This is a genomic window from Acinetobacter calcoaceticus ANC 3811 (assembly GCF_000399665.1).
Lineage (GTDB): Bacteria > Pseudomonadota > Gammaproteobacteria > Pseudomonadales > Moraxellaceae > Acinetobacter > Acinetobacter calcoaceticus_B.
Genome location: NZ_KB976986.1, coordinates 2,524,812 through 2,549,200, shown reverse-complemented (window position 1 = coordinate 2,549,200; position 24,389 = coordinate 2,524,812). Strand labels below are relative to the sequence as shown.

Sequence of the window (24,389 nt, the reverse complement as noted above, 5' to 3'; positions counted from 1 at the left end):
GGAAAATGGAAAAAGTTCATGTCTAAACAGATTTTAATTTTAGCTGGTGATGGTATTGGTCCTGAAATTGTTGGGGCAGCAGAAAAAGTATTAAATACAGTAAATGAAAAATTTAATTTATCGCTAACTTGGGAACATGGCTTATTGGGCGGCGCAGCAATTGATGTGCATGGTGAACCGTATCCAGCTGTAACGAGTGAACAAGCAAAAAAAGCTGATGCAATTTTATTAGGTGCAGTAGGCGGACCAAAATGGGATGCGATCGAGCGTTCTATTCGTCCTGAACGTGGGCTTCTAAAAATTCGTAGTGAACTCAACTTGTTTGCTAACTTACGCCCAGCGATTTTATATCCGCAATTAGCAGATGCTTCTAGCTTAAAGCCTGAAATTGTTGCTGGCTTAGATATTCTGATCGTTCGTGAACTTACTGGTGGTATCTATTTCGGTCAGCCACGTGGTATTCGTGAACTCGAAAACGGCGAAAAACAAGGCTATAACACAGACGTTTATTCTGAAAGTGAAATTAAGCGTATTGCAAAAGTTGCTTTTGAGCTTGCAGGTTTGCGTGGTGGTAAAGTTTGTTCGGTTGATAAAGCGAACGTTTTAGAAGTTACAGAACTTTGGAAGCAAACAGTTACTGATTTGCAGCAAGCGAGTTATTCGAACATTCAGCTTTCACATATGTATGTCGACAATGCTGCAATGCAACTTGTACGTGCACCAAAACAGTTTGACGTGATTGTAACGGGTAACTTGTTTGGCGATATTTTATCTGATGAAGCGGCAATGCTTACAGGTTCAATCGGTATGTTGCCATCTGCATCGTTAGATGAAAATGGCAAAGGTATGTATGAGCCTTGTCATGGTTCTGCACCTGATATCGCTGGTCAAAATGTAGCGAACCCATTGGCAACAATTCTTTCTGTTGCAATGATGCTTCGTTATACATTCCGTGAAGAAGCTGCTGCAAAAGCAATTGAAGATGCTGTAGGTCAAGTACTTGATCAAGGCTTGCGTACAGCAGATATTATGTCTGAAGGTATGACAAAAGTTGGTACAGCCGAGATGGGTGAAGCAGTTGTAGCCGTGCTTGCTTAAAACTTATTCGCTAAAAAAACGCAGCTCAACGCTGCGTTTTTTTGTGCTTATGCTTTAGCAGGCTTTGCCTTCATATTGAATAGACTCGGCAATATCATTTTTAAGCTGAAAAATAACTTTGCAGTTAAAATTTAAATCGTAAGAATTGCCACCCAAATTACCTGATTGTATAGCGACAGAATTTCCTCTCATGTCGACATTAGTCACCATCGGGATTGGAATATTTAATGGACGTAAAATGGTATAGATGAGTTGATTGGATGTTTTCTGTGGAGTATTTGCGACTTGAAAACCAAGACTTCGTAGATTGATATCTTGCCGAATGGTTGCAGAAGATTTGCCTAGAAAGCCCTTTAAATATTCTTGTAAATCTATAGATTGGCGGGGATGGCTCGTACAACCGCTCACGTTCATCATGATTAAACAAAGTAGGCCGATCTGATATCGGATATCTATATTCATTTTTATCTCAATAAAAATATTTATTATTAAAGAACAATAGGTTGGATTTGAATGCTTGTAAAGTAAAAAAGGAAGATTATGATAAATAGAAGGTAAATTTGTCTTGCGATTTATCATTACATTCAAATCGTTATTAATAATAATTTCATAGAAAACTTAAGGAAGAAAAGTATGAGAAAAATAGTTTTTGCTTTTTTATGCAGCTTTGGAGTGACTGCGGTCTATGCAGATAACTGTGATAGCGCGCGTAATACTTATGATGATATTTACTGTACAAATAAAATTTATGCGAGTGCGGATGTAGATCTGAATAAAAACTATCAAGCACTACGAGTAAAGTTAAATACCACGCAGAAAAATATTCTTAAGAAATCTCAGCTCGCGTGGATACGTCAACGTGATGCAGATTGTACAGATTCAAATAGGAATAGCGTAGACGTGCAATGTCGTTTACAGACAACGCAGGAAAGAAACCATTGGCTGCAAGAAAGATTGCGTGAATGCCAAACGGTGGGATGTAAAACCAGTCGCTTAAGTGAATAAACAACGCAATAAAAAAGCCACATCATAAAGTGGCTTTTTTGCATTCACTAATTAGCGAGCACGGTACGTAATACGACCTTTAGTGAGGTCATATGGAGTCATTTCGACTTTTACACTGTCGCCAGTAAGGATGCGAATATAGTGTTTACGCATTTTACCAGAAATGTGTGCAATAACTTCGTGACCGTTTTCAAGACGTACACGGAACATCGTATTAGGAAGCGTTTCGGTGACAACGCCTTCGAACTCAATGAGTTCCTCTTTATTGGCCATAGCCTACCTGATGATCAAATTGGGAAGGCGCAAATTATAGTCAATTTATTTAAAAAAAACAAGATACACATACTTCTACTCAAGCATCTGGTTAAAGTATGACTAATAAAAAAAGATGTAATTTTTTTCACAAAAGAAGTGTAATTCTGTTGTCAGTTTGGTCAATCAACGCTAATCTAAAATCATAGTTATTAGGGACTGTTAATTGCGTAAAGGTCAACAGCCCTAAATATCAATGAAGTATCTACATGGAAGGGCACTGCGTGGGTCAGCTAACAGATGCATCAGTTGTATTACGCTTTGGCTATCAAGCGATTCGTCGTGCGGGTTTGCCAACAGAAGAAATATTAACCAAAGCGGGAGTTGCTTTAAATCAGGTTGATACAAATGCACGTACACCGTTAAGTGCACAGTACGCCTTTTGGACTGCCGCTCAGGAAGTCAGTAAAGATCCAGATATCGGTTTGCATTTAGGCGAGCATTTGCCTTTGTACCGTGGTCAGGTCATTGAACATCTATTTATTAGTAGTGAAACTTTTGGTGAAGGGCTAAAACGGGCTTTGGCTTATCAGCGACTCATTAGTGATGCTTTTGATGCAAAACTAGTCATTGAAGAAGGGCGTTGTTATTTAACCAATGGCCAACAGATCGGTGCTGATAATCTTGTTAATCGTCACTTCTCCGAATGTGCAATTTCGGGCATCCTTAGATTTTTTAAATTTATTACCGAAGGGCAATTTCATCCCATCTTCATCGATTTTAATTTTAGTGAAGGTGCTTCTGAGGATGAATATTTCCGAGTATATGGCTGTCCGGTCAGTTTAGGTCAGAAAGAGACACGTTTATATTTTGATCCAGCTATTCTAGATTTTCAGCTTTGGCAAGCAGAGCCTGAGTTATTGCAGTTGCATGAGCAGCTCGCAATTGAAAAATTACAGGAATTGGCTCGTTATGATTTAGTGGGTGAAGTTCGTCGCGCAATTGGTTCAACGCTAGAAAGCGGAGAAACAACCTTAGAAACGGTTGCTGCTCAGTTGAATATTACTCCACGTCGCTTACGTACTCAGCTAAGCGAAGCCAATACTAGTTTTCAGCAAATCTTGTCAGATTATCGCTGTCGATTAGCTAAAAAACTTTTGGCCAATACCAACGAGAGTGTTGAGCGTATTGTGTATTTAACTGGCTTCTCTGAACCGAGTACTTTCTACCGCGCATTTAAGCGTTGGACAAATGAGACACCAGTTGAATACCGTAAACGTAAACAGCATCGCTAATTTATTCTATGTCATGACGGAGTCGTGTCATTGAGGCTTTAATATTTGGATTGGCCTTCAGCTAGAGTTACTTTTCTTTCGAAATGAAGAGCGTAAGCTCTGCAAGAACAAAAGCTTATGATACGGTAAAGAGTAATAATTCTTACCGTGTCATAAGGTGGAAAATTTCTCGAACTACGCACTTCGCTTGTCTTGCACTGCGGTTAAAGTATACTTTAACCTTGTTCAGGTTGCGTATGACTTTGTCGCGTATCCTATTTAATACTTAATTTGGATACTGAGTTTTAAATGTTTTAATCTGGTAAATTAAGCCAATGTGGCCCAAGCGGTGGCTGTGGCAAATCAAACTGCTCAGGATAATTACACTGAATAAAATAAAGACCGTCTGGTGGGGCTGTTACTCCTGCCGCCTTACGATCATGTGCAGCAAACATTGTATCGATATGATCAATCTCATACATCCCTTGACCAATTTCGAGTAAACATCCCACAATGTTGCGAACCATATGGTGTAAGAAACCATCTGCTTCTATATCTAAAACCAAATAGCGTCCATGTTCAAATAAACGGCAATGTTTTACATGTCGAACAGGCTGATTTGATTGGCAAGCTGCTGCGCGGAAGCTTTCAAAGTTATGGGTGCCTTCAAATTTACTTGCTGCTTCAATCATCTTTTTCACATCTAACTGTTGGTAAATGTGAGTAACCTGTTTATGTAAGAGAGCAGGGCGATGAGGCGTGTTATATATAATATAGCGGTAACGTCGAGCAGTCGCTTTAAAACGGGCATGAAAACTTTCATCCATCAGCTTAATCCACTGAATGGAAATATCTTTAGGCAGCTGGCTGTTTGCCCCTCTTAACCACCCCGTTTCTGGACGAATGGCATTTGTGTCGAAGTGCGCCACCATATTTGTCGCATGTACTCCTGCATCAGTACGACCAGCACCATGGAGTGCTATAGTCTCATTTGCGACTTTGCTAAGCACACGTTCAATAGTTTCTTGTACGCTGGCAACGCCTGGCTGTTGTGTTTGCCAACCTCGGTATTGAACTCCGCTAAATTCAATACCGACTGCATAACGTTGCATGGCTTTACCTCTATTTAATGCAAATTTTCGTTCCAATGGCTGAGCCATTGTTCTGGGGTGGAGTATTTTAAATAGATTTGAAGTGCTTTTGCATAGAGATCTGCATGACTATGTGCATCACTAATGACAATTTTTGCAGTTTTTGACCACTCACTAATCGCATAGCGCTGATCAATACCGCCAAATGTCACCTGAGTCGTAAGAATCGGAACACAGCCATGTGTATAGAGCTCATCTAATGTTGCTAGCAATTCTTGATTAACAGCTATGTTTCCAGTACCAAAACCTTGCAATACTAAAAATTGAGGTGGGGCTGGTAGTAAGTTTCGTAATTGTTGAACGAGTTGAGTGGTCGCGATAGGTTGCATCATCCAATTCAAAATTTGAAAAGATGCTGCACGCTCGATTTGCGCATCTTGCACAATCAGCCCATTTTGCTGAGGTGTAAATTCAGATTCAGCTTTAAGGCCAGAAAAAGCGTCAAGCTCAGTCGTATGTGTCTTTAACACAGTTTGAGCATGAAATACTTGATGATGAAAAGCAAGGTAAGTACCCACTGGCAAGCTAATTGCTTGCTCTAATGCAAGATATAAATTATCAATTGCATCAGTAAACTCACGAGTGTTATCCCCTTGAATATTAAGAAGAGGATATTGGCTGCCAGTAATAACGACATGACAACTCTGTCCTAGAAAACGAGCTAGAGTCGCAGAAGCATAACTAAGAGTATCTGTACCATGAATAACGACGAAGTGTTGATAACCTTCGAGCTGGAGCTGTTGTATGCGTTGAATAAGACGTAGCCAATCGGGCGCTGTACAAGCGCTGCTATCTACAATATTGGGGGCAGCAAAACAGTCAACCGTTAAGTGGGGTGGTATAACTTTTTCAAGTTGAGGCAAGAATTGGTCATATGGCATAGGCGCTAAAGGTTCACCTACACAGCCAAAAGTACCACCCATATAAAATAAGGCTATTTTTTTCATCTTTTTCAGGCACAAAAGCAGTCATCTTTGACTGCTTATGGTAAAACGATCGGCCTTAAGAAGCTATGCGATTTAGTAGATTTTTCGCGCGTTGTTGTTGCTCTGTGTTGAATTTTTGCTCATTACTTGCCAACAAAGCGTGTGCTGCTGGATAAGCACCTAATTTAATGTATTGCTCTGCAAGTTGTAAGTCGAGTTCATTTTCATCTAACTGTTTTAATTCTGGAAAGGCGTCTAGAAGTGGATCCTCGATTTGAGTTTGAGTCGGCTCTTGATTTACTACCTCTATATGGTTTTGAGTTTCAATCTCTGGTGCTGTAACTAACGCAGGCTCATCTAACGAAAACTCAAGAGGGGCGATTGAAGTTGCTTCTAATGGAGTTTGTTCTGCTACTTTAAGCTCATCTAATGATGGAACTTGTTCAACAGATTTCGTCTCTGAACTTGAAGGATTTAAGTCAAAGTTAAAATCTAAAGCATTGACGCTATTCTCTTGATCTGCTTTTACCTCTACTGCTTGAGTTTTTTCCTCAGTTTCATGCAGAGGGGCCAAGTCAAAAGAAAACTCTAAATCAGCTAGCTCATTTGTTTCTTGAGATGACGATACTTCTGGTACTTGCTGAGATGTTGATACCTCAGGTTCATGTACAGGTTGGCTGGTATTTTCTATAGTCGCAGTTTTTTCGAATGAAAAGTTAAATTCTAAAGGTTTAACTTCAACAGCAGGTTCTTGTTTTACCGGTGTATAGTCTTTCTGCAAGTCATCAAAAGAAGCTTCAGAAGAACTTGTTGTTAACTGGTCAAACTGAGCTGTAGTGTCCGGTGTATTTTCTGGCTCTTCGTATGTTTGAGCTTGAGGAAAATCGATGGCATCAGGTTGTCTTGATGACTCATATTCTTTTTGTCTAGTTTCTGCTTGAGTCGCTATTTCATTCAGTGCCAAGCTACGAATATGGCTAATCAGTTGCGTTATGGCAAATTCATCTTTTTGTGCAATATGAACTTCAAGCAATAATAAATAAAGCTCATGCTGAGTATTGTCTTTTTTTAACGCCTGATTTACTTGAGCTTCAGCGGCTGAATATTGTTTTTCTTGAATGAGCTGTTTGATTTTTTGACGTACAGCTTCTGGAACAGGGGTGCTTTGTGGAATAAGTGGAAGCGTGTCTTCCACTACATTTACTTTGCTTTTTTCACGCGAGTTTTTACTCGATTTAGAGTTTGCTTTTTTATTGGTTTTTTTATTTACCGTTTTAGGAGAGGTGGCCTCTTGTTTCTGGCTATTCTCGCGTTTTTTAAAAATAACAGCGACCACGAGTAATATGATGAACGGAATCACATATAACATTACTTTCCCCTTAAAAATAAATATTTGCAATATAAAGTGAGCTAACTCTGGTTTTAACTTAATGTTTTTGCTTGTGAGTTTGTTGCTGTGCTTTTAACTGCTGTTGTAACTCTGCCAAACGTGCATTCAAAAGTTGAATACGTTGGTTTTTTAAACGTAAAGTTTGATTTAATTTGGTTACATTCCTTTGTAATGTAACGGTTTTTTCTCTTTTTGTCATAACTTTTACTGCTAACTCAGTATTGTTTTGACTTTGTTGTGTGCTCTTTTTAGCACTTCCATGTGTAGAATTTTGGCTGTTTTCAGCCACGATACTCATTTCTGCTTTTTGTAGGCGGTATTTAGCTTGGCCAGAAGGCGATTTTGCAGTATGCGTTATTTCTGTTTTGGATTTATTTTGCTGATTTTTAGTGGCAGGAGTCTGGCTAAGTTTTAGAGAAATTCCCTGACGTAAACGGTTTACATCACCTTGAATAAAAGCATGCTGGTTTTGTTGTTGGATATCATGCATGACTTTTGCAACAGGCTGTTTAGTTTTCGCCGCAATACGATTAGCAATGCTCCATAAAGACTCATTGTGCTGTACTACATATTTACCTGAAGTTACTGGTCCTCTAGACGGACTTAAGGTTTGTTTCTTTGCAGTATTTTGACTGATATTTTTGGGTGGAACAGGCTTCTTGTGTCCTGCTAAATTTTTAACCGTCGTTTTTGGTGAATTGTTTGCATCTGACTTAGTGATAGTAGGTTTAATTTGTGTTTGATCAAGCGTAGTGCTTGTTGCAATTTGTTGAGTTACCTGAGCCGAAGAGTTTTCACCAAGTGAGGGCGTTGAATTCGTATTTATTGCAGGAACAGTTCCAGAGCTGATATTAAGGTTTTGATCACTATTCGAGTTTGTTGTAGTGGGGGCCGAAGTTGATGAAGCATAGTGCGTACTTTCTGGCAGATTTAGAGCAATATCCTTTTCATTCACAACAAGCTGAGGGGATAAAGTACTTTCGTTATTTTCTGTCTTTTTTATCGGAGAAGGCTTAATTACAGTTTTAATATGCTGTAAACGCGTTGCAGAGCCTTCACTGATTTTTACAACAATATTGAGCTCAGGATCATTAACAGGTCGGGATGAGGTAATCACAATAACCCCAGAACCTTGACCATTTTGGCGTGTATAAAAATTAAGATTTCCCGGAGGCTGATGAGTTACACCCAAAGCACTTAAATCTTCAGGAGTCGCTAAACTCACTTGCAAGGTAGTGTTGGGGTCAGCTTGTTGGAAATTCATTTCTGCATATAACAAATCCCCAGGCGCAGACTGAATTTGTATAGGGTCTAATGTAATCGCATAAATAGAAGGCGAAGACATAATGGTGAAAATGGCAATTTTTAATTTGTTATAAACAGTCATCTCAATCCATGACCTAATAAGTCGTAAAGTCGTTCAAAATTATACAATAATGAAATGTAAATAAATTGTAAAATTTTTACAAACCAGTTACGAAAAAGCCGATCTAATGTGATCGGCTTTTCGTTTTGACTGAATAATTCAGACCAAATTATGAGCTCTTGTATTCTACTAAGATACGTAACATGCGACGTAAAGGTTCAGCAGCACCCCAAAGTAACTGATCACCTACTGTGAATGCGCCTAAATATTCTTTACCCATATTAAGTTTGCGCAAACGGCCAACAGGTACAGTTAAGGTACCAGTTACAGCCACAGGTGTAAGGTCAGTCATAGACGCTTCACGAGTGTTTGGTACAACTTTCGCCCATTGGTTTGAAGTACGAATCATATCTTCGATTTCATCAAGCGGAACATCTTTTTTCAACTTGATTGTCAGTGCTTGAGAGTGACAACGCATCGCACCAATACGGATACAGTGGCCGTCGATCGGAACAATTTGTGAATTACCCAAGATCTTGTTGGTTTCAACTTGACCTTTCCACTCTTCTTTTGACTGACCGCTTTCGAGCTGTTTATCAATGTAAGGAATCAACGATCCAGCTAATGGCACGCCAAAGTTAGCAGATGGGAAACCTTCGCCACGTTGTAACTCGGCAACTTGACGATCAATATCCAAAATTGCAGATTTAGGGTCATCTAACAACGTTTTAGTATTGTTATATAAGTAGCCCATACCAGTAATTAGCTCACGCATGTTTTGTGCGCCAGCGCCTGATGCTGCTTGATAAGTCATAGCAGTCATCCACTCCACCAAATTGTTTTGGAAAAGTGAACCTACACCCATTAACATAAGCGATACTGTACAGTTACCGCCTACGAAAGTTTTGGTGCCGTTAACCAAGCCGTCTTTAATAACGTTAAGGTTTACTGGGTCAAGAACGATGATCGCATCATCTGACATACGTAAAGTAGAGGCTGCATCAATCCAGTAGCCATCCCAACCAGTCGCTTTTAACTGTGGGAAAACTTCAGACGTATAGTCACCACCTTGACAGGTAATAATGACATCCATTTGCTTCAGACTATTAATGTCTGTAGCTTCCATAAGTGCTGGGGCAGTCTTACCACCAAATGAAGGAGCTTCACCACCTGCATTACTGGTAGAGAAATAAAATGGCTCAATATGAGCAAAATCATTCTCTTCAACCATACGTTGCATAAGGACGGAACCGACCATCCCGCGCCAACCGACCAGACCTACTTTCATGTCATTTTGCCTCGGTGCGTTAAAATTATTAGGGGGAGTTGAGTGTATCAAAAGTGTCCACAACTGCAAGCGTTACAGAAACAAAACACCATGTTTATTGAGTAGAATATCTTGTTTATGTTACATACAAAATTGATAAAGATGACAAAAACTTTAAAAACCAAATCATCTTAAAAGAGAAAATTCAATGATTTATATCGAAGTTCTAGCTGGTCTGGTGATTTGGTTAAGTTTCTGGGCACTTATTCCTCGTGATGAGTGGTGGTTTCGTGGTGCCGACTTTCCTCGTTTGCAGATTCTATTTGTTGGTCTATTAGCCTTTATAGGTATGCTATTTTGGCCGACCGAATGGAATCTAGGGCGTGAAATATTACTTGCTGTGCTTATCGCTGCCATCGCCTATCAACTAAAAATGGTTTTGCCTTATACCTTGCTCTGGAAAAAACAGGTTAAACAGGTCAAACCATCCCAGTTAGACTCGCAAAAACAAATATCATTAATCGTATCGAATGTTCTAACCCCAAATGATAAATATCATTTACTTCTTGAACAGATCAGGACATTAAAACCAGATTTACTGCTTACACTGGAAAGTGATAAGACGTGGGAAAATGCTTTAAAAGAAATTGAAGAAGATTATCTTTATCGCGTTCCCGTGCCTTTAGATAATTTATATGGCATGCATTTATATAGCCGGTTACCTTTATCTAATACTGAAGTTAAATTTATTTTAAGTGATGAAATTCCTTCTATTCATACCACTGTGACTTTACGATCTGGTATGCCAGTTCAACTCTATTGTTTGCATCCTAAACCACCGAGTCCAACCGAGGCGAAAGATTCGACTTTACGTGATGCAGAGCTTTTAATTGTTGGCGACCAGATTAAAGACTTAGATGAAAGCTGTATTGTGATGGGAGATTTGAATGATGTAGCGTGGTCACGTACTACGCGTTTATTCCAGCGGATTAGTGGATTACTTGACCCGCGAGTTGGGCGACATTTTATTAATACGTTTCATGCAGATTACCCATTGCTGCGTTGGTCTCTAGATCATATTTTTCATAGTACCGATTTTGGTTTAGTTAAAATGCAGCGTTTGCCGCATATTGGATCTGATCATTTTCCTGTATATGTTGTTTTGCAGACTGGGCGAATATTTGAACATATTCAAGAAGAGTTAGAGCAAACTCAAACCGATGAAGAAGAGGCCCAAAGTGCCATACAAGAAGGGATTGCCAAGGCTGAAAAGGAAGAAAAAATTGTGACCGATAAAATTGCGCAGCCTTATAAATGAAAAAGAAGAAAAAATTGATGTAAGCAATATCGTACAAAGATTTGAGTCTAGGGCGAATAGGCAGGGGGGGATAAAAACCTTATTCTACATTCATCGGCACACGGAAACGGGAATGGACAATCCCACGTAAGGATACACAAAGCTGATATGGAATAGCATCACGGATTAGATGTTGGAACGGAAACGATAATAATAACGATTAACCTGAAAGCACAACCTCATTTACCCGAGTTTTGCAGGACGCAGAACTCGGGTTAATATTTTATATATACCCTATTTAATTTATCGTAAAAAAAGAAATACTTTTAAGTTAATCTTAATTTTAAAACCTATCTAATGATAGGTAAGCACTCATAACTTTTCATCTATATCTGAGCAATTTCTAATGAAAATAGATACAATTTTTTTTTCAGATAAGTTTTTGTTTTTATAGATTATTGATGAATAAATATGGGTTTTCATCTGTTTAGAGATAAATTGGGGTTGTTTAATTAGCAAATCTCAATAGAATGTGCCGATCGTTGACATGTTGGATCGTCAACAGGCATTGTTGTTTATCTCGTCAGATCGGCGAGTTGTGATTTGTTTGTATATTTAAATTTCTGTTTGGAAATTACTATACATATTGAGGTTTCACTCTTAGTTAGTGGTCTTCTCCCTCTCATATTTGATACTTTGCGGTGCATAAGGATTGTCTTATGAAGAATTTTAAATTTAGCCTTGCTTGGCAAATTTTAATTGCTTTAATCCTAGGGATAGTTGTCGGGGCTGTTTTACATAACCAGCCTGAAATCAAAGACAGTATTGTAACTAATGTTCTTACGCCACTTGGTAAGATTTTCATTAGCCTGATTAAAATGATTGTTATTCCAATCGTTTTCTCTACCTTAATTTTAGGTATTGCAGGTGTTGGCAGTACGAAAAGTTTAGGGCGACTTGGTTTTAAAACCATTCTCTATTTTGAAATTATTACCACTATTGCTATTTTGGTGGGCTTAGTTGCAGCAAATATCTTCCATCCAGGTTCAGGCATTGACATGTCTCAACTGGTTCAAACTGATATTTCTCAATATAAGCATACAACTGAAGAAGTTCAGTCACAGTCTCATGGCATCATGCAGACAATATTATCGCTTATCCCAACGAACATTATTAGTTCAATGGCGCATGGCGAAATGTTACCTGTGATTTTCTTTGCTGTGTTATTTGGTGTTGGTTTGTCTTCATTACCAGCAACAACTAAAGATCCATTATTAAACGTATTTCATGCTGTATCGGAAACAATGTTCCGTGTAACGCACATCATCATGAAATATGCGCCAGTGGGTGTGTTTGGTTTGATTGCAGTAACGGTTGCAAACTTCGGTTTCGCTTCGCTTATCCCTTTAGGCAAGTTAGTCGTGTTGGTATATGGCGCGATCTTATTCTTTGCTTTAGTGGTACTTGGTTTAACTGCAAAAATGTTCAGCATCAATATCTTTACTTTGTTTAAGATTTTGAAAGATGAATTAATTTTGGCATATTCAACTGCAAGCTCTGAAACAGTTTTACCGCGTATTATGCAAAAGATGGAAGCTTATGGCGCGCCTAAAGCAATTTCTAGTTTTGTAATCCCAACAGGTTATTCATTTAACCTTGACGGTTCTACGCTTTACCAAAGTATCGCGGCAATCTTTATTGCACAGCTTTACGGTATTGAAATGTCAATTAGCCAACAGGTCATTTTAGTTGTAACTTTAATGATTACTTCTAAAGGTATTGCTGGTGTTCCTGGCGTATCATTTGTTGTGTTATTAGCAACATTAGGTAGTGTTGGTATTCCTGTAGAAGGCTTGGCATTTATTGCTGGTGTTGACCGTATCATGGATATGGCACGTACCGCGTTGAACGTTGTAGGTAATGCACTTGCAGTACTTGTGATTAGTAAATGGGAAAAACAATACGACTATGAAAAAGCAGCAGCTTATGAAGCATCGCTTAAATAAAGCTGACTTTTTATTGTTGTAATAAAAACCCGCGTTGATCGCGGGTTTTTTTATGGGGGTTATTTCAGTACAGATTCATATAGCGCTAGTGTCTGATCACACATGTCTTTTAAGCTAAACATGGTGACAGGGGCAACGACTTGAGGCTGTTCAATATGCTGTTCCACTGTTTCCAGTAAAGCCTTTTCATTTCCTACTTCGACAAGACCTTGTGGGTAGACATTCGATAAAATCTCGGCCACGCCTCCACGGTTCCAGCCAATGACTGGAGTACCGACTGAGAGCGCTTCTAATGCTGTTCTACCGAATGTTTCTGCTTGATTGGATAGAGAGAACACAATATCGCTAAAAGCAAGCCATTCGCGAATATCTGAGCGATGCCCTACGAATGTAATTTTATCTGCAAGCCCTTTGCTTTGAATGGTACTTTGTAACTCGCTTAAATAGGCCTGTTTTTTTGCATCGGCACCGCCAACAACCACAGCATGTAGCTGAGGATATTGTTCACCTAGTTTTTGCATCAGTTCAATTAAGCTTTCATGACCCTTTAAACGTGTAATACGGCCAGGTAAGCAAAGTAAAAACTTATTTTCAAGCTCTGGAAAGTCATTAAAAACCTGATTAAACCATTGTGCTGATGGTTGGTAGTTATGCGGAAAAGCAGCAGGGTCAATTCCACGATAAATCCGAACAATATCTTGGGGAGGGCAGTTTTGATAATGATCAGTGATGTACTTAACTACGCTGTCAGAAACAGCAATTACTTTCTCGGCCTGAGTCATAATCGCACTATAACGATTAACTGAATAAAAGCCATGTACCGTGCTAATGAGGTGAGGGCGTTTGTTCGCAGGTATTTTTCTTAAAGCAAAGTGAGTCAGCCAAGCAGGTACACGCGAGCGTACATGAACAATATCTGGTTGATGCTGTTCAATCAGCTGGCGTAAAGGGCTGATTTGCCACAAGCTTGAAAGTGATTTTTTATGAATTGGTAGCGTTAAGTGAGTAGAACCTTCAGCTTCGAGCTGTGAGACCAAGCGGCCACCGTTTGAAACAACCAATGATTGGTGGCCTTGTGAAACGAGCGCACGTGCAATTTCTAGTGTACCGCGCTCTACGCCACCGCTGTTGAGTTCTGGGAGAAGTTGCATCACTTTCATTGTTTTTTGCCTTTAGGTTGTAGCAAAGCGGGATCTTACGATTTTGAAGTCGAAATTTAGAGATTAATCTTCGGTTCGACCTACTTTTGTTTTGGCAAAAGTAGGCAAAACCTGAGGTACGAAAAGCAAAGATTAATTATCTTTGCCGTACCGAAAAAAAGAAAGCTACGCTTGAGTAAAATACTACGCACTTCGTTTTTCTTGCACAATGCGAAAGCGCTAACGCTTTTGCATTGCTCAGGTTGTGGATGATGTTCCCGCGAGTCATATAAATAATGTTGTGCTTACTATCAATTTAAAATTATCACAGCTTTATCTTAATAGATCTCTTCATATCCCTCAGGACGTGTCTTAAATCGACGGTGGAACCACATATATTGAGTCGGTGCGATACGAAGTTGATTTTCAATAATCTTATTAACACGTGTTGCATCATCGACTTCGTCTTCACTTGGCATATTGTCGACCGCAGGTTCAATCAGAACATGATATTTCGGGTTCTTAATATCTCCATGGCGGTAGAAATATAAAGGCACAGCCACTGCTTTTGAGATTTTTAACAAGCGGCGATGTGCAGTTACTGTGGCAGCAGGTACACCAAAAAACGGTGCCATAACACCTTGTTTGAGTCCAAAGTCTTGATCTGGGCTATACCAAATAGCATCGCCATCTTTAAGGTGACGAATTAAACCACGCATATCATCATGATCGATCTGTGCTTTATAAATCGTGGCACGGCAACGATAAATGAGCATATCGAGCAATGGGTTATTTTGAGGTCGATAGACAACATCGGGTTCAAAATATTGAGCACAAACATATCCGCCTGCGTCAAGAAGCGTACTATGAGTCCCTAGTAATAAAACACCTTTGCCTTGAGCTTGGGCATTGGTAATGTGCTCCAAACCTTCAATCGTGACGCGGTTTTTAAACCAGCGTGGGTTGTACCATGCATTTAAGGTTTCAAACACCCCAAGCATCATATCGATGAAAACTTGTTGAGCTTGTTGTTGAACCTTATCGGCAGACCATTCAGGAAAGCAGACCTCTAAATTACGAATAGTAGTTTTACGGCGTGATTTTAGATATTTCCAAGCCAGATGAGCTACGCCATGCGCCAGACGCCATTGTATAGCCCATGGCAAAATAGCCAAAAGCATTAAAAAGACAATAGCAATCCAAACACCCCAATATTTAGGCAATAAAAAGGACCATTGAAATTCACCGGGCGTATAAGGCTGCTTTTGGCTCATAACGATATAAAGATTTCAAAAAGTTAAAACTGGCAAAAGTGTATCACGAACTGAATTTATCGTCGTAATACACTATTCAATTGAGTGTTAAGAGGACTTGAAATAAGCAGGATAAATTATCGGCGATTTTCTAAGAGAATTTTAACAGCGAGTCCGGCCAATACAGTTCCCATGAGCCAGCGTTGTATATTTGCCCAAAGAGGTTTTTGTTGTAGAAAAAGGGCAATACTACCTGCAGAAAACACAATAAGTGCATTTACTGAAACACTAACAAAAATTTGTATCGTCCCGAGTTGAATAGACTGCGCTAAAATACTGCCTTGTTGTGGATGAATAAACTGTGGCAGTAAAGATAAATACATAATCGCAATTTTTGGATTAAGCAAGTTGGTCGCAAAACCCATTAAAAAGAGTTTAGCTGGGGAGTCCACTGATAAATCTTTTACATTAAAAATAGGGGCTGCATTTGGACGTAATGCTTTCCATGCAAGCCAGAGTAGATAAATTGCACCAGCAATACGAATGGTGTCATAAGCAAAAGGTACGGCGACAACAAGTGCTGTGATCCCGAAAGAAGCGCATAGCATGTAAAATACAAAACCAACAGCGACACCGGCCAACGAAATGAATCCTGCGATTTTGCCCTGACTAATCGAACGGGAAATAAGGTAAATCATATTGGGGCCTGGAGTGAGTACCATCGCCAAACAAATTAGTCCAAATGCTAAAATTTGAGAAAGCTCCAGCATGCGAAAACACTCCAATATTATTATGCTGTTAGGTATAACATAATTATTTTTATAAGTCTTATATTCAAGTACAAGGCTATTTTAAAACACTAAAAATAGCGAAGATATAATCCATTATATGAATGTGATTTATAAGCTTTAAGTTTTTAAAAGCTTATATTCATAATATAAAAAAAGAGCTCACTTAATTTAAATGAGCTCTTTTTTACGTTTTTTGGAAAGTAAAACTATTTAGTTTCCTTTGCTCATTTGTTCAAGCACGTCCCAACGTTCTAATTTCTCAAGTAATAACTCGTCAATTTCTGTAAGACGTTGGCTTGCTTTTGTTGCTGTATCAGCATCTTTAACAAACCATGAACCATCTGCAAGTTTCTCAGAAAGTTCTGCTTGCTCCTTTTCTAAGTTCTCAATTTCAGCAGGTAATTGTTCAAGTTCACGCTGATCTTTATAACTCAGTTTGACTTTTTTAACGGTACTTTGGGCAGCAGCTTTATCTGCTTCAGCTTTTGCCTGAGCTTTTTTAACGTCAGATTTTTGATCGACTACTTTGTCATCTGGACGTTGCTGCAAATAATCTTGGTAGCCACCGATGTACTCAGCAATATTACCTTTGCCATCAAATACCCATGTAGATGTTACTACGTTATCCATAAATGCACGGTCATGGCTAATGAGAAGCAAGGTGCCTTTATAATCAGATAACATTTCTTCTAGAAGCTCAAGAGTCACCATATCCAAGTCATTGGTTGGCTCATCCATTACAATTAGATTTGATGGTTTAAGCAGCAATTTAGCCAGTAAGATTCGATTTCGTTCACCACCAGAAAGTGCTTTTACTGGAGTACGAGCACGTTCAGGTGAAAATAAGAAGTCTTGTAAATAGCTGTAGATATGACGACGGTTGCCATTCACATCAACGAAGTCAGAACCTTCTGAAACGTTTGCCATGACTGTTTTTTCAAGGTCTAAGGCATTACGTAACTGGTCAAAATATGCAACTTCTAACTGTGTACCTGTTTTAACTGAACCGCCATGTTCGAGTTCACCTAAAATGGCTTTAATCAACGTCGTTTTACCAACGCCGTTATCACCAACCAAGCCAATTCGATCACCACGCATAACAAGGGTAGAGAAATCTTTGATCAGTAAATTGTCATCGTAAGCGACGCTTAAATGTTCGATATCAAATACTAATTTACCTGAACGATTTGCATCTTGAGTTGCCATACTCACTTTGCCTTGTTGTGAGCGGCGTGCTTTCGATTCTTCACGTAAATCTTTTAAAGCACGAACACGGCCTTCATTACGCGTACGACGTGCTTTAATACCTTGGCGAATCCAAGCTTCTTCTTCAGCTAACTTTTTATCAAATAAAGCATTCTGTTTTTCTTCTGCTTCCATTTGCTGAGCTTTGAGCTCTAAATAGCGAGAATAATTGCCTTCATAACCTCGTAGAATACCGCGATCAAGTTCCACAATTCGAGTTGCAATGCTATCTACAAATGAACGGTCATGCGAGATAAACAGAAGCGTTAAATTATTTTGATCTAATAAAAACTTTTCTAACCATTCAATACTTTCAACATCTAAATGGTTCGTTGGTTCGTCTAGAAGTAATACGTCTGGTTGCGTCAATAGAGCACGTGCGAGTAAGACACGGCGTTTACGTCCACCTGACAGGTCTGCTAAGTCTGCATTTGGATCAAGTCCCATTTTACTTAAAAGAGCATTTACCTTATTTTCTAGTGCCCAACCATCTAGCTGGTCTAGCTTATGCTGAAGGTTACCCATACGGTCACAGGCTTCCATATCTCCTAACATACAAGCGTCAGTCGCCTCATGATACGCTCTGAGTACTTCAGAAGCTTCGCCTGCACCATCCGCCACAATGTCAGCTACTTTGCCAGAGTCCATTGGAACGTCTTGGGCTAACATTGAAACAGTTAGACCATTTTGAATGGAAACTTCACCAGAATCTGGTAATAGGCTTCCCTCGATCAGTTTAAGTAAAGTAGACTTACCTTCACCATTACGACCAATTAAACAGACTCGTTCGCCACGTTCTAGATTAAAGTTCGCGCCATCGAGCAGGGCAGGTCCGCCAAAAGCAAGTTGGACATCCCTTAGGGTAATATAGGCCATAATGTTTTCCAGAATCTCAAATGAGGATTTAAATGACTAAACCACCATATTATGATGATCAAGCGTCATTGTCCGCACCCATTGAAGATTTGCAAGTGCGAATTACATTTTTGGATGATTTAGTTGAAGAATTAAATCAACAACTCGCTATTCAGACTCAAGAAATAGCTGATTTAAAAAAACAAATGCAATTTCTTTATCAACGTATGGAATCATCGGATTTATCAGAAGGTATTGCCGCTTTTGACCCATTAACCAATAAACCTCCCCACTATTAATAAAATGGCAAGTTCGATACTTGCCATTTTATTAGGGGAAATTTATGAATTTTGCTTAAAAACCATGCAATACAATTTTCCCTTTTGTCGTACCACTTTCAATTTGTTGGTGAGCCAGTTTTAGGTTTTGAGCATTAATTGGGCTTAAAATTTGCGAAAGAGTGGTCTTGATTTTTCCTTCGTCAACCAGTTTGCTGACTTCATTTAATAGTTCACTTTGCTTTTCCATATCTTCAGTTTGGAACATTGAACGTGTAAACATAAATTCCCAATGCACCGATACAGACTTCGATTTAAAAGGCTTAATATCTAACTGTGCAGGATCATCAATTAATCCAAAATGACCTTGCGGCGCAATTAACTCTACGATATCTGATAAATGCTGATCTGTTTGAGTGGTCGAGAACACGTATAAAGGTGCATTTAAACCTAATTGCTTGATTTGTGCTGGTAAAGGTTGACGATGATCTAATACATAGTCAGCACCAAGTTGCTTAACCCATTCTTTAGTTTCTGCTCGTGAAGCTGTCGTAATAATTGTGAGGTTAGTCAACTGCTTGAGTAGCTGGATTGTGATTGAACCTACTCCACCAGCTCCGCCAATCACTAATATAGATGTATTTTCTGGGGCAACTTTGGGTACTTGTAACCGATCAAATAACATTTCCCATGCTGTGATAGCAGTTAGAGGAAGAGCAGCTGCTTCCGTTGCTTCTAAAGTTTTTGGTTTATGACCCACAATGCGTTCATCAACTAACTGTAATTCACTATTACTGCCTTGGCGATTGAGGGCGCCTGCATACCAGACTGCATCTCCAACTTTAAATTGAGAAACTTGATCTCCAATCACTTCAACGACACCTACTGCATCCCAGCCAAGAGTCTTCCATTGATTATTCTCTGGGTTTACATTGTTGCGAATTTTTGTATCTACCGGATTAACTGAAATCGCCTGAACACGAACAAGTAGATCATGGCCCCGTGCAACAGGGGTGTCGAGTTCAATATCAACAAGTGCCTCTGGCGATGTAATGGGCCCTGCTTTCTGATATGCCACAGCTTTCATAAGAATAATTCCTCTTGTTGGGAGTTTGATCATAACGTAAGCTTAAATTTGGTGACTACAGACAAATAACGCTCATAGTGTCAAAAAGGATACTGTAAAATGGCAAAATTACGACATTCAAGTTTTGATTGCTCTCCGGGTTGTTCAGTTGAGGCAGCCATTAGTTTGATTGACGGAAAGTGGAAATGCGTCATTCTTTGGCATTTATTTAATGAAGGCACCTTACGGTTTAATGAAATTCGAAAGCGTGTTCCGAGCATTACCCAAAGAATGCTGACAAATCAGTTACGTGAGTTAGAGCAAGACGGAATTATTCATCGGGAGGTTTACCCTCAGGTTCCACCTAAAGTGGAATATTGCCTGACCGAATTAGGGCAAAGTCTTGAGCAGATTTTATTTGCTTTAAAACTCTGGGGAGATGCCCATCTTGACCGATTTGGAAAGTTGATACTTGTTGATGAGAGTCAAAACTCTTAAATATATTTGAGTGACAACATTGCAATTTGCACAGTGAAATACCGTTATTTTGGGTCTTGCGATCTTATCGGGCATTATTTTTCTGATGTAACTTGCGTTTTCTGGTCAGCTTATGCAACTCTAATAAAAGAGATTAATAGGTTTTGCTATGGACAATATGGGAATTTGGGTTACCGTTATCATTGTTCTTTTCGTACTAGGCTCCATTTTTGGTTTAAGAGTGAGTCCACGTGAAAAGGCACTTGGTATTATGCGAGATAAAGCCCGCAAAATAGGGTTGCATCCACGTGTAATTGTTGCACCTGAATGGACACATGTCCCAATGGCTACTGAAAAACGCGCCAGCATGGTTGCTTATTATAGTGTATTGATTCCTGATGCCCGTTTAACTTTAATGCGTGCTCGTGTTGTAGACGGCAAATTAAAAGTGATTCAGGGTGATGAGAAATTTAATGATTCTCCCATTGCATTAAAAGGGATTTATGCTATTGATATGCAGGCAAACTGTGTAGGGCTTTATTGGGATGAGGAATCAGACCTGAGAGCAACACAATTAGATGAGATGAAGGCTTATCTGTTGGCCTTGGCTAAAGCCTGATTTTTAAATTTATTGGTATAGGAATAACATTTTATATGGCGAATACCTCGCGCTCTGCATCTCAAAGCACAGCATCTACTGCACCTGCTGCACCTAAACGTGCCTTAGTGATTGTGGAGTCGCCTGCCAAAGCGAAAACCATCAATAAATATTTGGGTTCGCAATTCATTGTAAAGTCTTCTGTAGGTCACGTACGTGACTTGCCAACAGGTGGCAGTAAATCAACAGAGAAAAAGCCGGCTGCCCGGACTAAACTCACCGAAGCCGAAAAAGAACAAAAAGCTAGTCAGGCTTTAGTTAATCGTATGGGCGTTGATCCTGAACATGGTTGGGAAGCTCACTACGAAGTTCTGCCTGGTAAAGAAAATGTTGTAGCTGAACTCAAAAAACTTGCCAAAGATGCCGATGCAATCTATCTCGCAACGGACTTGGATAGAGAAGGGGAAGCCATTGCTTGGCACTTAAGAGAAGTGATTGGTGGTGATGACAGCCGTTATCATCGCGTGGTATTTAACGAAATTACCAAAAATGCCATTCAAGAAGCATTTAAACAGCCAACACGCCTGGATTTAAATCGTGTGAATGCTCAGCAAGCACGCCGTTTCTTAGACCGTGTTGTAGGCTTTATGGTTTCGCCATTACTTTGGGAAAAAATTGCCCGTGGTTTATCAGCAGGACGTGTGCAGTCAGTAGCAGTAAAACTGGTTGTAGAGCGTGAGCGAGAAATTCGTGCTTTTATTCCAGAAGAATATTGGCAAGTTTTTGCAGATACACAGTCTAAAAAAGATGACATCCGTCTTGAAGCATTTAGACAGGCTGGTAAAACCCTTAAACTGAAAAATAAAGCTGAAACTGATGCTTTATTAGATGTTTTAAAAGGGGCTGAATATAAAGTTGCACAGCGTGAAGATAAGCCAACTAAGGTTAATCCAAGCGCACCTTACATTACTTCAACTTTGCAACAGGCTGCGAGTACACGTTTAGGCTTTTCTGTGAAGAAAACCATGATGTTGGCTCAGCGTTTATATGAAGCTGGTTTTATTACCTATATGCGTACTGACTCAACTTTCTTGAGTGATGATGCAGTAAGCATGGTACGTGCGCATATTGAAAGCCAATATGGTGAAAAATATATACCAGCAAAGCCAAACCGCTATGGTAACAAAGCGGGTGCCCAAGAAGCCCATGAAGCGATTCGTCCGTCAAATGTTGCGCTTACAGGTGATCAGCTTGCGGGCGTAGAGCGTGATGCTCAACGTCTATATGATTTGATCTGGCGTCAGTTTGTTGCGTGTCAAATGACACCAGCAGAATATTTATCTTCTACTTTGATTGTTGAAGCAGCGAATGTTGAGTTAAAGGCAAAAGGCCGTACGCTTGTATTTGAAGGCTTCACTAAAGTACGTGGTGCGAATAAGTCAGATGACGACATTATTTTACCTGCTATTAAAGTAGGTGAAATCTTAAAGTTAGAAAAGTTAGATCCAAGTCAACACTTTACTAAACCACCTGCACGTTTTACTGAAGCATCTTTAGTTAAAGAGCTTGAAAAACGTAGTATTGGCCGTCCTTCGACCTATGCCGCGATTATTTCTACCATTCAGGAACGTGGTTACGTTAAGTTAGAAAACCGTCGTCTTTTCGCCGAAAAAATGGGTGAAATTGTGACGGATCGTCTGGATGAAAGTTTTAATAACCTGATGAATTATGCCTTTACGGCAGACCTTGAAGGACAGCTTGATAAAGTTGCAACAGGCGAGCGTAACTGGAAAGAGTTACTAGACACTTTCTATGGTGACTTTAAGAAACGCCTAACCAATGCTCAGGGTGAGCAGGGAATGCGTCGTAATCAACCAGTTGAAGTACCAGCTGTACATTGTCCTGAATGTTCACGTCCAATGCAGATTCGCACGGGTACAACAGGCGTATTCTTAGGTTGTTCTGGCTATAACTTGCCGCCGAAAGAACGTTGTAAGGGTACGTTGAACTTAACACCTGTTGAGTCTTTAGCTGCGCTATCTGATGATGATGGTGCTGAAACTGCAGACTTGATGTCTAAGCATCGCTGTGAGAAATGTGGCACTGCCATGGACAGCTATGTGATTGATGGTGGTCGTAAACTGCACGTATGTGGTAATAACCCTGACTGCGATGGTTTTGAGCTTGAAGAAGGTGAGTTCAAGATTAAGGGTTATGATGGCCCAACGATTCCATGTGATAAATGTGATGGTGAGATGCAGCTTAAGACTGGTCGTTTTGGCCCGTATTTCGCTTGTACAAGCTGTGACAATACCCGTAAAGTCTTGAAGAGTGGTCAACCAGCACCTCCACGTGTAGAACCTATCAAGATGGAACACCTACGTTCAGCGAAACATGATGACTTCTTTGTGTTGCGTGACGGTGCGGCAGGCTTATTCTTGGCAGCGAGTAAATTCCCGAAAATTCGTGAAACACGTGCGCCAAAAGTTGCAGAATTACGTAGTGTGGCAGCTCAGCTTGATCCAAAATATCAATTTATTTTACAAGCGCCAGATGTGGACCCTGAAGGTAATCCAACAATTGTGAAATTCAGTCGTAAGAATCAATCACAATATGTTGGTTCAGAAACCCCAGAAGGTAAACAAACTAAATGGAGCCTAGTTTACCAAGATGGTAAATGGGTTGAGGGCTAATCAAGTCCACCATAAAAAATGCTAGCTCAGCTAGCATTTTTTATGTCTAAAACAATAAAAGAAAATTTTAATTTTATGGGGAATAAGAATGTGGAAAAACATTCGGGTCTTATGTTTATTAATTATTTTATTGATTGTTGCTGTTCAAGCATGGCGAGATCAAAATCAAGATTGGAATCGACCAATTGTAGTCGTTTTACATCCAGTTAATGCAGATGGTTTAGAGACAACACAGGCCTATATCCATCAGTTGAAAAATGAAGATTTTTGGGCAATTAACAGCTATTTAAGTGAGTGGTCACAGCATTATCGTGGGCAATCAGGAAACTTTACAATTCGCTTAGGACAACAGTTGCAGCAACGACCACCCGAGGTTCCTCAAAATGCTAATATTTTGCATGTTATGTGGTGGAGCTTAAAATTTCGTTTCTATGCATGGCGACAAAAACAACCTGAAGATAGTGGTGCATCACTCAAACTTTATTTAAATTATTATGATCCCAACTATCAAAAAGTCCTGATCCATTCGACTGCTTTAGAAAAAGGTCGCATTGGTAGTGTGAATTTATTTGCGACCAAGACACAAGCTTTACAAAATCAGGTTGTGATTGTTCATGAGCTATTACATGGCTTTGGGGCACAAGACAAATATGATTTAAAAACAGGACAACCTATTTACCCTTTAGGTTATGCCCAACCTGAAAAAGTACCTCTATATCCACAAACCGATGCCGAAATCATGGGTGGTCGAACGCCTTTATCTGAACAGAGCAGTAAAATGCCGAATGGCTTACATGAAACAGTAATAGGTTTACCTACAGCTCAAGAAATTGGCTGGGTGAAATAAAATTGTGGATAAATACTGCTTTATCCACCTCAATTGTTAAGAAACGATGCAGATTTTATACAGACAAAAAATGTGAAGTGCATCACTATTATTGGGTAGATGAAATTCTAATACC

22 protein-coding genes are annotated in these 24,389 nt (G+C 39.5%); 10 read left to right on the top strand and 12 right to left on the bottom strand.

Annotated features, from left to right (window positions below; translation table 11 throughout):
- Window positions 1-18 precede the first annotated feature (18 nt).
- Window positions 19-1,098 carry a 3-isopropylmalate dehydrogenase gene (gene leuB, locus F935_RS13215; RefSeq protein ID WP_016139365.1) on the top strand — a complete coding sequence of 360 codons (1,080 nt, stop codon included), beginning with the start codon at window positions 19-21 and terminating at the stop codon, window positions 1,096-1,098.
- Window positions 1,099-1,152: 54 nt separating this feature from the next.
- Here leuB and F935_RS13210 read toward each other — a convergent pair whose 3' ends face one another.
- Entirely contained in the window at window positions 1,153-1,560 is a 408-nt protein-coding gene (locus F935_RS13210) for a hypothetical protein (RefSeq protein ID WP_016139364.1), read from the bottom strand.
- A gap of 171 nt (window positions 1,561-1,731) precedes the next feature.
- Between F935_RS13210 and F935_RS13205 the strand changes: the two genes are divergently transcribed.
- A complete protein-coding gene (locus F935_RS13205) occupies window positions 1,732-2,103 on the top strand; it encodes a lysozyme inhibitor LprI family protein (protein WP_016139363.1) in 372 nt (123 codons plus the stop codon).
- A gap of 51 nt (window positions 2,104-2,154) precedes the next feature.
- On the opposite strand, the gene infA is transcribed toward F935_RS13205, so the two are convergent.
- Complete coding sequence (gene infA / locus F935_RS13200) at window positions 2,155-2,376, bottom strand: translation initiation factor IF-1 (protein WP_001284370.1); 222 nt, start codon at window positions 2,374-2,376, stop codon at window positions 2,155-2,157.
- A gap of 263 nt (window positions 2,377-2,639) precedes the next feature.
- Here infA and F935_RS13195 point away from each other — a divergent pair, with 263 nt between their 5' ends.
- Window positions 2,640-3,650 (top strand): AraC family transcriptional regulator, encoded by a 1,011-nt coding sequence (locus tag F935_RS13195; RefSeq protein WP_005302061.1) that lies wholly within the window; start codon window positions 2,640-2,642, stop codon window positions 3,648-3,650.
- A 293-nt stretch (window positions 3,651-3,943) separates the two neighbouring features.
- Here F935_RS13195 and truA read toward each other — a convergent pair whose 3' ends face one another.
- From truA to asd, 5 genes are all read right to left on the bottom strand, one after another.
- Window positions 3,944-4,741: a tRNA pseudouridine(38-40) synthase TruA gene (gene truA, locus F935_RS13190; protein ID WP_016139362.1), complete on the bottom strand. Its 798-nt coding sequence runs from the start codon at window positions 4,739-4,741 to the stop codon at window positions 3,944-3,946.
- Between the two features lie 14 nt (window positions 4,742-4,755).
- Window positions 4,756-5,727, bottom strand: a complete 972-nt coding sequence (locus F935_RS13185; protein ID WP_035366279.1) for an asparaginase — start codon at window positions 5,725-5,727, stop codon at window positions 4,756-4,758.
- A 55-nt stretch (window positions 5,728-5,782) separates the two neighbouring features.
- A complete protein-coding gene (locus F935_RS13180; RefSeq protein WP_016139360.1) occupies window positions 5,783-7,075 on the bottom strand; it encodes a hypothetical protein in 1,293 nt (430 codons plus the stop codon).
- Window positions 7,076-7,133: 58 nt separating this feature from the next.
- Window positions 7,134-8,483 (bottom strand): type IV pilus assembly protein FimV, encoded by a 1,350-nt coding sequence (locus F935_RS13175; RefSeq protein WP_016139359.1) that lies wholly within the window; start codon window positions 8,481-8,483, stop codon window positions 7,134-7,136.
- A 148-nt stretch (window positions 8,484-8,631) separates the two neighbouring features.
- The gene (gene asd, locus F935_RS13170) at window positions 8,632-9,750 is read right to left on the bottom strand and encodes an aspartate-semialdehyde dehydrogenase (protein ID WP_016139358.1); all 1,119 of its coding nucleotides are present in this window, start codon (window positions 9,748-9,750) and stop codon (window positions 8,632-8,634) included.
- Window positions 9,751-9,937: 187 nt separating this feature from the next.
- Here asd and F935_RS13165 point away from each other — a divergent pair, with 187 nt between their 5' ends.
- Window positions 9,938-11,047 carry an endonuclease/exonuclease/phosphatase family protein gene (locus F935_RS13165; RefSeq protein WP_016139357.1) on the top strand — a complete coding sequence of 370 codons (1,110 nt, stop codon included), beginning with the start codon at window positions 9,938-9,940 and terminating at the stop codon, window positions 11,045-11,047.
- A 698-nt stretch (window positions 11,048-11,745) separates the two neighbouring features.
- Window positions 11,746-13,032 (top strand): glutamate/aspartate:proton symporter GltP, encoded by a 1,287-nt coding sequence (gene gltP / locus F935_RS13160; protein ID WP_016139356.1) that lies wholly within the window; start codon window positions 11,746-11,748, stop codon window positions 13,030-13,032.
- A 59-nt stretch (window positions 13,033-13,091) separates the two neighbouring features.
- On the opposite strand, the gene F935_RS13155 is transcribed toward gltP, so the two are convergent.
- The 4 genes from F935_RS13155 to F935_RS13140 all read right to left on the bottom strand — a co-directional run bounded on the left by F935_RS13155 (window position 13,092) and on the right by F935_RS13140 (window position 18,336).
- Window positions 13,092-14,192, bottom strand: coding sequence for a glycosyltransferase family 4 protein (locus tag F935_RS13155; protein WP_016139355.1), 1,101 nt, complete (start codon window positions 14,190-14,192; stop codon window positions 13,092-13,094).
- 317 nt (window positions 14,193-14,509) lie between these two features.
- Window positions 14,510-15,445, bottom strand: a complete 936-nt coding sequence (gene lpxL, locus F935_RS13150; protein ID WP_016139354.1) for an LpxL/LpxP family Kdo(2)-lipid IV(A) lauroyl/palmitoleoyl acyltransferase — start codon at window positions 15,443-15,445, stop codon at window positions 14,510-14,512.
- A 116-nt stretch (window positions 15,446-15,561) separates the two neighbouring features.
- Window positions 15,562-16,194 (bottom strand): LysE family translocator, encoded by a 633-nt coding sequence (locus F935_RS13145; protein WP_016139353.1) that lies wholly within the window; start codon window positions 16,192-16,194, stop codon window positions 15,562-15,564.
- Between the two features lie 231 nt (window positions 16,195-16,425).
- Window positions 16,426-18,336, bottom strand: a complete 1,911-nt coding sequence (locus F935_RS13140) for an ATP-binding cassette domain-containing protein (protein WP_016139352.1) — start codon at window positions 18,334-18,336, stop codon at window positions 16,426-16,428.
- A gap of 32 nt (window positions 18,337-18,368) precedes the next feature.
- Between F935_RS13140 and F935_RS13135 the strand changes: the two genes are divergently transcribed.
- Window positions 18,369-18,614, top strand: a complete 246-nt coding sequence (locus tag F935_RS13135; RefSeq protein ID WP_016139351.1) for a SlyX family protein — start codon at window positions 18,369-18,371, stop codon at window positions 18,612-18,614.
- A 55-nt stretch (window positions 18,615-18,669) separates the two neighbouring features.
- On the opposite strand, the gene F935_RS13130 is transcribed toward F935_RS13135, so the two are convergent.
- Entirely contained in the window at window positions 18,670-19,680 is a 1,011-nt protein-coding gene (locus tag F935_RS13130; RefSeq protein WP_016139350.1) for a zinc-binding alcohol dehydrogenase family protein, read from the bottom strand.
- Between the two features lie 99 nt (window positions 19,681-19,779).
- Here F935_RS13130 and F935_RS13125 point away from each other — a divergent pair, with 99 nt between their 5' ends.
- The 4 genes from F935_RS13125 to F935_RS13110 all read left to right on the top strand — a co-directional run bounded on the left by F935_RS13125 (window position 19,780) and on the right by F935_RS13110 (window position 24,274).
- Window positions 19,780-20,157 (top strand): winged helix-turn-helix transcriptional regulator, encoded by a 378-nt coding sequence (locus tag F935_RS13125; RefSeq protein WP_016139349.1) that lies wholly within the window; start codon window positions 19,780-19,782, stop codon window positions 20,155-20,157.
- Window positions 20,158-20,305: 148 nt separating this feature from the next.
- On the top strand, window positions 20,306-20,755 hold the full coding sequence (locus tag F935_RS13120) for a hypothetical protein (RefSeq protein ID WP_016139348.1): 450 nt from the start codon (window positions 20,306-20,308) through the stop codon (window positions 20,753-20,755).
- Between the two features lie 35 nt (window positions 20,756-20,790).
- The gene (gene topA, locus F935_RS13115; protein ID WP_016139347.1) at window positions 20,791-23,427 is read left to right on the top strand and encodes a type I DNA topoisomerase; all 2,637 of its coding nucleotides are present in this window, start codon (window positions 20,791-20,793) and stop codon (window positions 23,425-23,427) included.
- A gap of 88 nt (window positions 23,428-23,515) precedes the next feature.
- Window positions 23,516-24,274 carry a hypothetical protein gene (locus F935_RS13110; RefSeq protein WP_016139346.1) on the top strand — a complete coding sequence of 253 codons (759 nt, stop codon included), beginning with the start codon at window positions 23,516-23,518 and terminating at the stop codon, window positions 24,272-24,274.
- Window positions 24,275-24,389: the final 115 nt, after the last annotated feature.

Coding starts and splice junctions, on each gene's coding strand:
- leuB (WP_016139365.1), top strand. CDS start 19: ATGTCTAAACAGATTTTAATTTTAGCTGGTGATGGTATTGGTCCTGAA.
- F935_RS13210 (WP_016139364.1), bottom strand. CDS start 1,560: ATGAATATAGATATCCGATATCAGATCGGCCTACTTTGTTTAATCATG.
- F935_RS13205 (WP_016139363.1), top strand. CDS start 1,732: ATGAGAAAAATAGTTTTTGCTTTTTTATGCAGCTTTGGAGTGACTGCG.
- infA (WP_001284370.1), bottom strand. CDS start 2,376: ATGGCCAATAAAGAGGAACTCATTGAGTTCGAAGGCGTTGTCACCGAA.
- truA (WP_016139362.1), bottom strand. CDS start 4,741: ATGCAACGTTATGCAGTCGGTATTGAATTTAGCGGAGTTCAATACCGA.
- F935_RS13185 (WP_035366279.1), bottom strand. CDS start 5,727: ATGAAAAAAATAGCCTTATTTTATATGGGTGGTACTTTTGGCTGTGTA.
- F935_RS13180 (WP_016139360.1), bottom strand. CDS start 7,075: ATGTTATATGTGATTCCGTTCATCATATTACTCGTGGTCGCTGTTATT.
- F935_RS13175 (WP_016139359.1), bottom strand. CDS start 8,483: ATGACTGTTTATAACAAATTAAAAATTGCCATTTTCACCATTATGTCT.
- asd (WP_016139358.1), bottom strand. CDS start 9,750: ATGAAAGTAGGTCTGGTCGGTTGGCGCGGGATGGTCGGTTCCGTCCTT.
- F935_RS13165 (WP_016139357.1), top strand. CDS start 9,938: ATGATTTATATCGAAGTTCTAGCTGGTCTGGTGATTTGGTTAAGTTTC.
- gltP (WP_016139356.1), top strand. CDS start 11,746: ATGAAGAATTTTAAATTTAGCCTTGCTTGGCAAATTTTAATTGCTTTA.
- F935_RS13155 (WP_016139355.1), bottom strand. CDS start 14,192: ATGAAAGTGATGCAACTTCTCCCAGAACTCAACAGCGGTGGCGTAGAG.
- lpxL (WP_016139354.1), bottom strand. CDS start 15,445: ATGAGCCAAAAGCAGCCTTATACGCCCGGTGAATTTCAATGGTCCTTT.
- F935_RS13145 (WP_016139353.1), bottom strand. CDS start 16,194: ATGCTGGAGCTTTCTCAAATTTTAGCATTTGGACTAATTTGTTTGGCG.
- F935_RS13140 (WP_016139352.1), bottom strand. CDS start 18,336: ATGGCCTATATTACCCTAAGGGATGTCCAACTTGCTTTTGGCGGACCT.
- F935_RS13135 (WP_016139351.1), top strand. CDS start 18,369: ATGACTAAACCACCATATTATGATGATCAAGCGTCATTGTCCGCACCC.
- F935_RS13130 (WP_016139350.1), bottom strand. CDS start 19,680: ATGAAAGCTGTGGCATATCAGAAAGCAGGGCCCATTACATCGCCAGAG.
- F935_RS13125 (WP_016139349.1), top strand. CDS start 19,780: ATGGCAAAATTACGACATTCAAGTTTTGATTGCTCTCCGGGTTGTTCA.
- F935_RS13120 (WP_016139348.1), top strand. CDS start 20,306: ATGGACAATATGGGAATTTGGGTTACCGTTATCATTGTTCTTTTCGTA.
- topA (WP_016139347.1), top strand. CDS start 20,791: ATGGCGAATACCTCGCGCTCTGCATCTCAAAGCACAGCATCTACTGCA.
- F935_RS13110 (WP_016139346.1), top strand. CDS start 23,516: ATGTGGAAAAACATTCGGGTCTTATGTTTATTAATTATTTTATTGATT.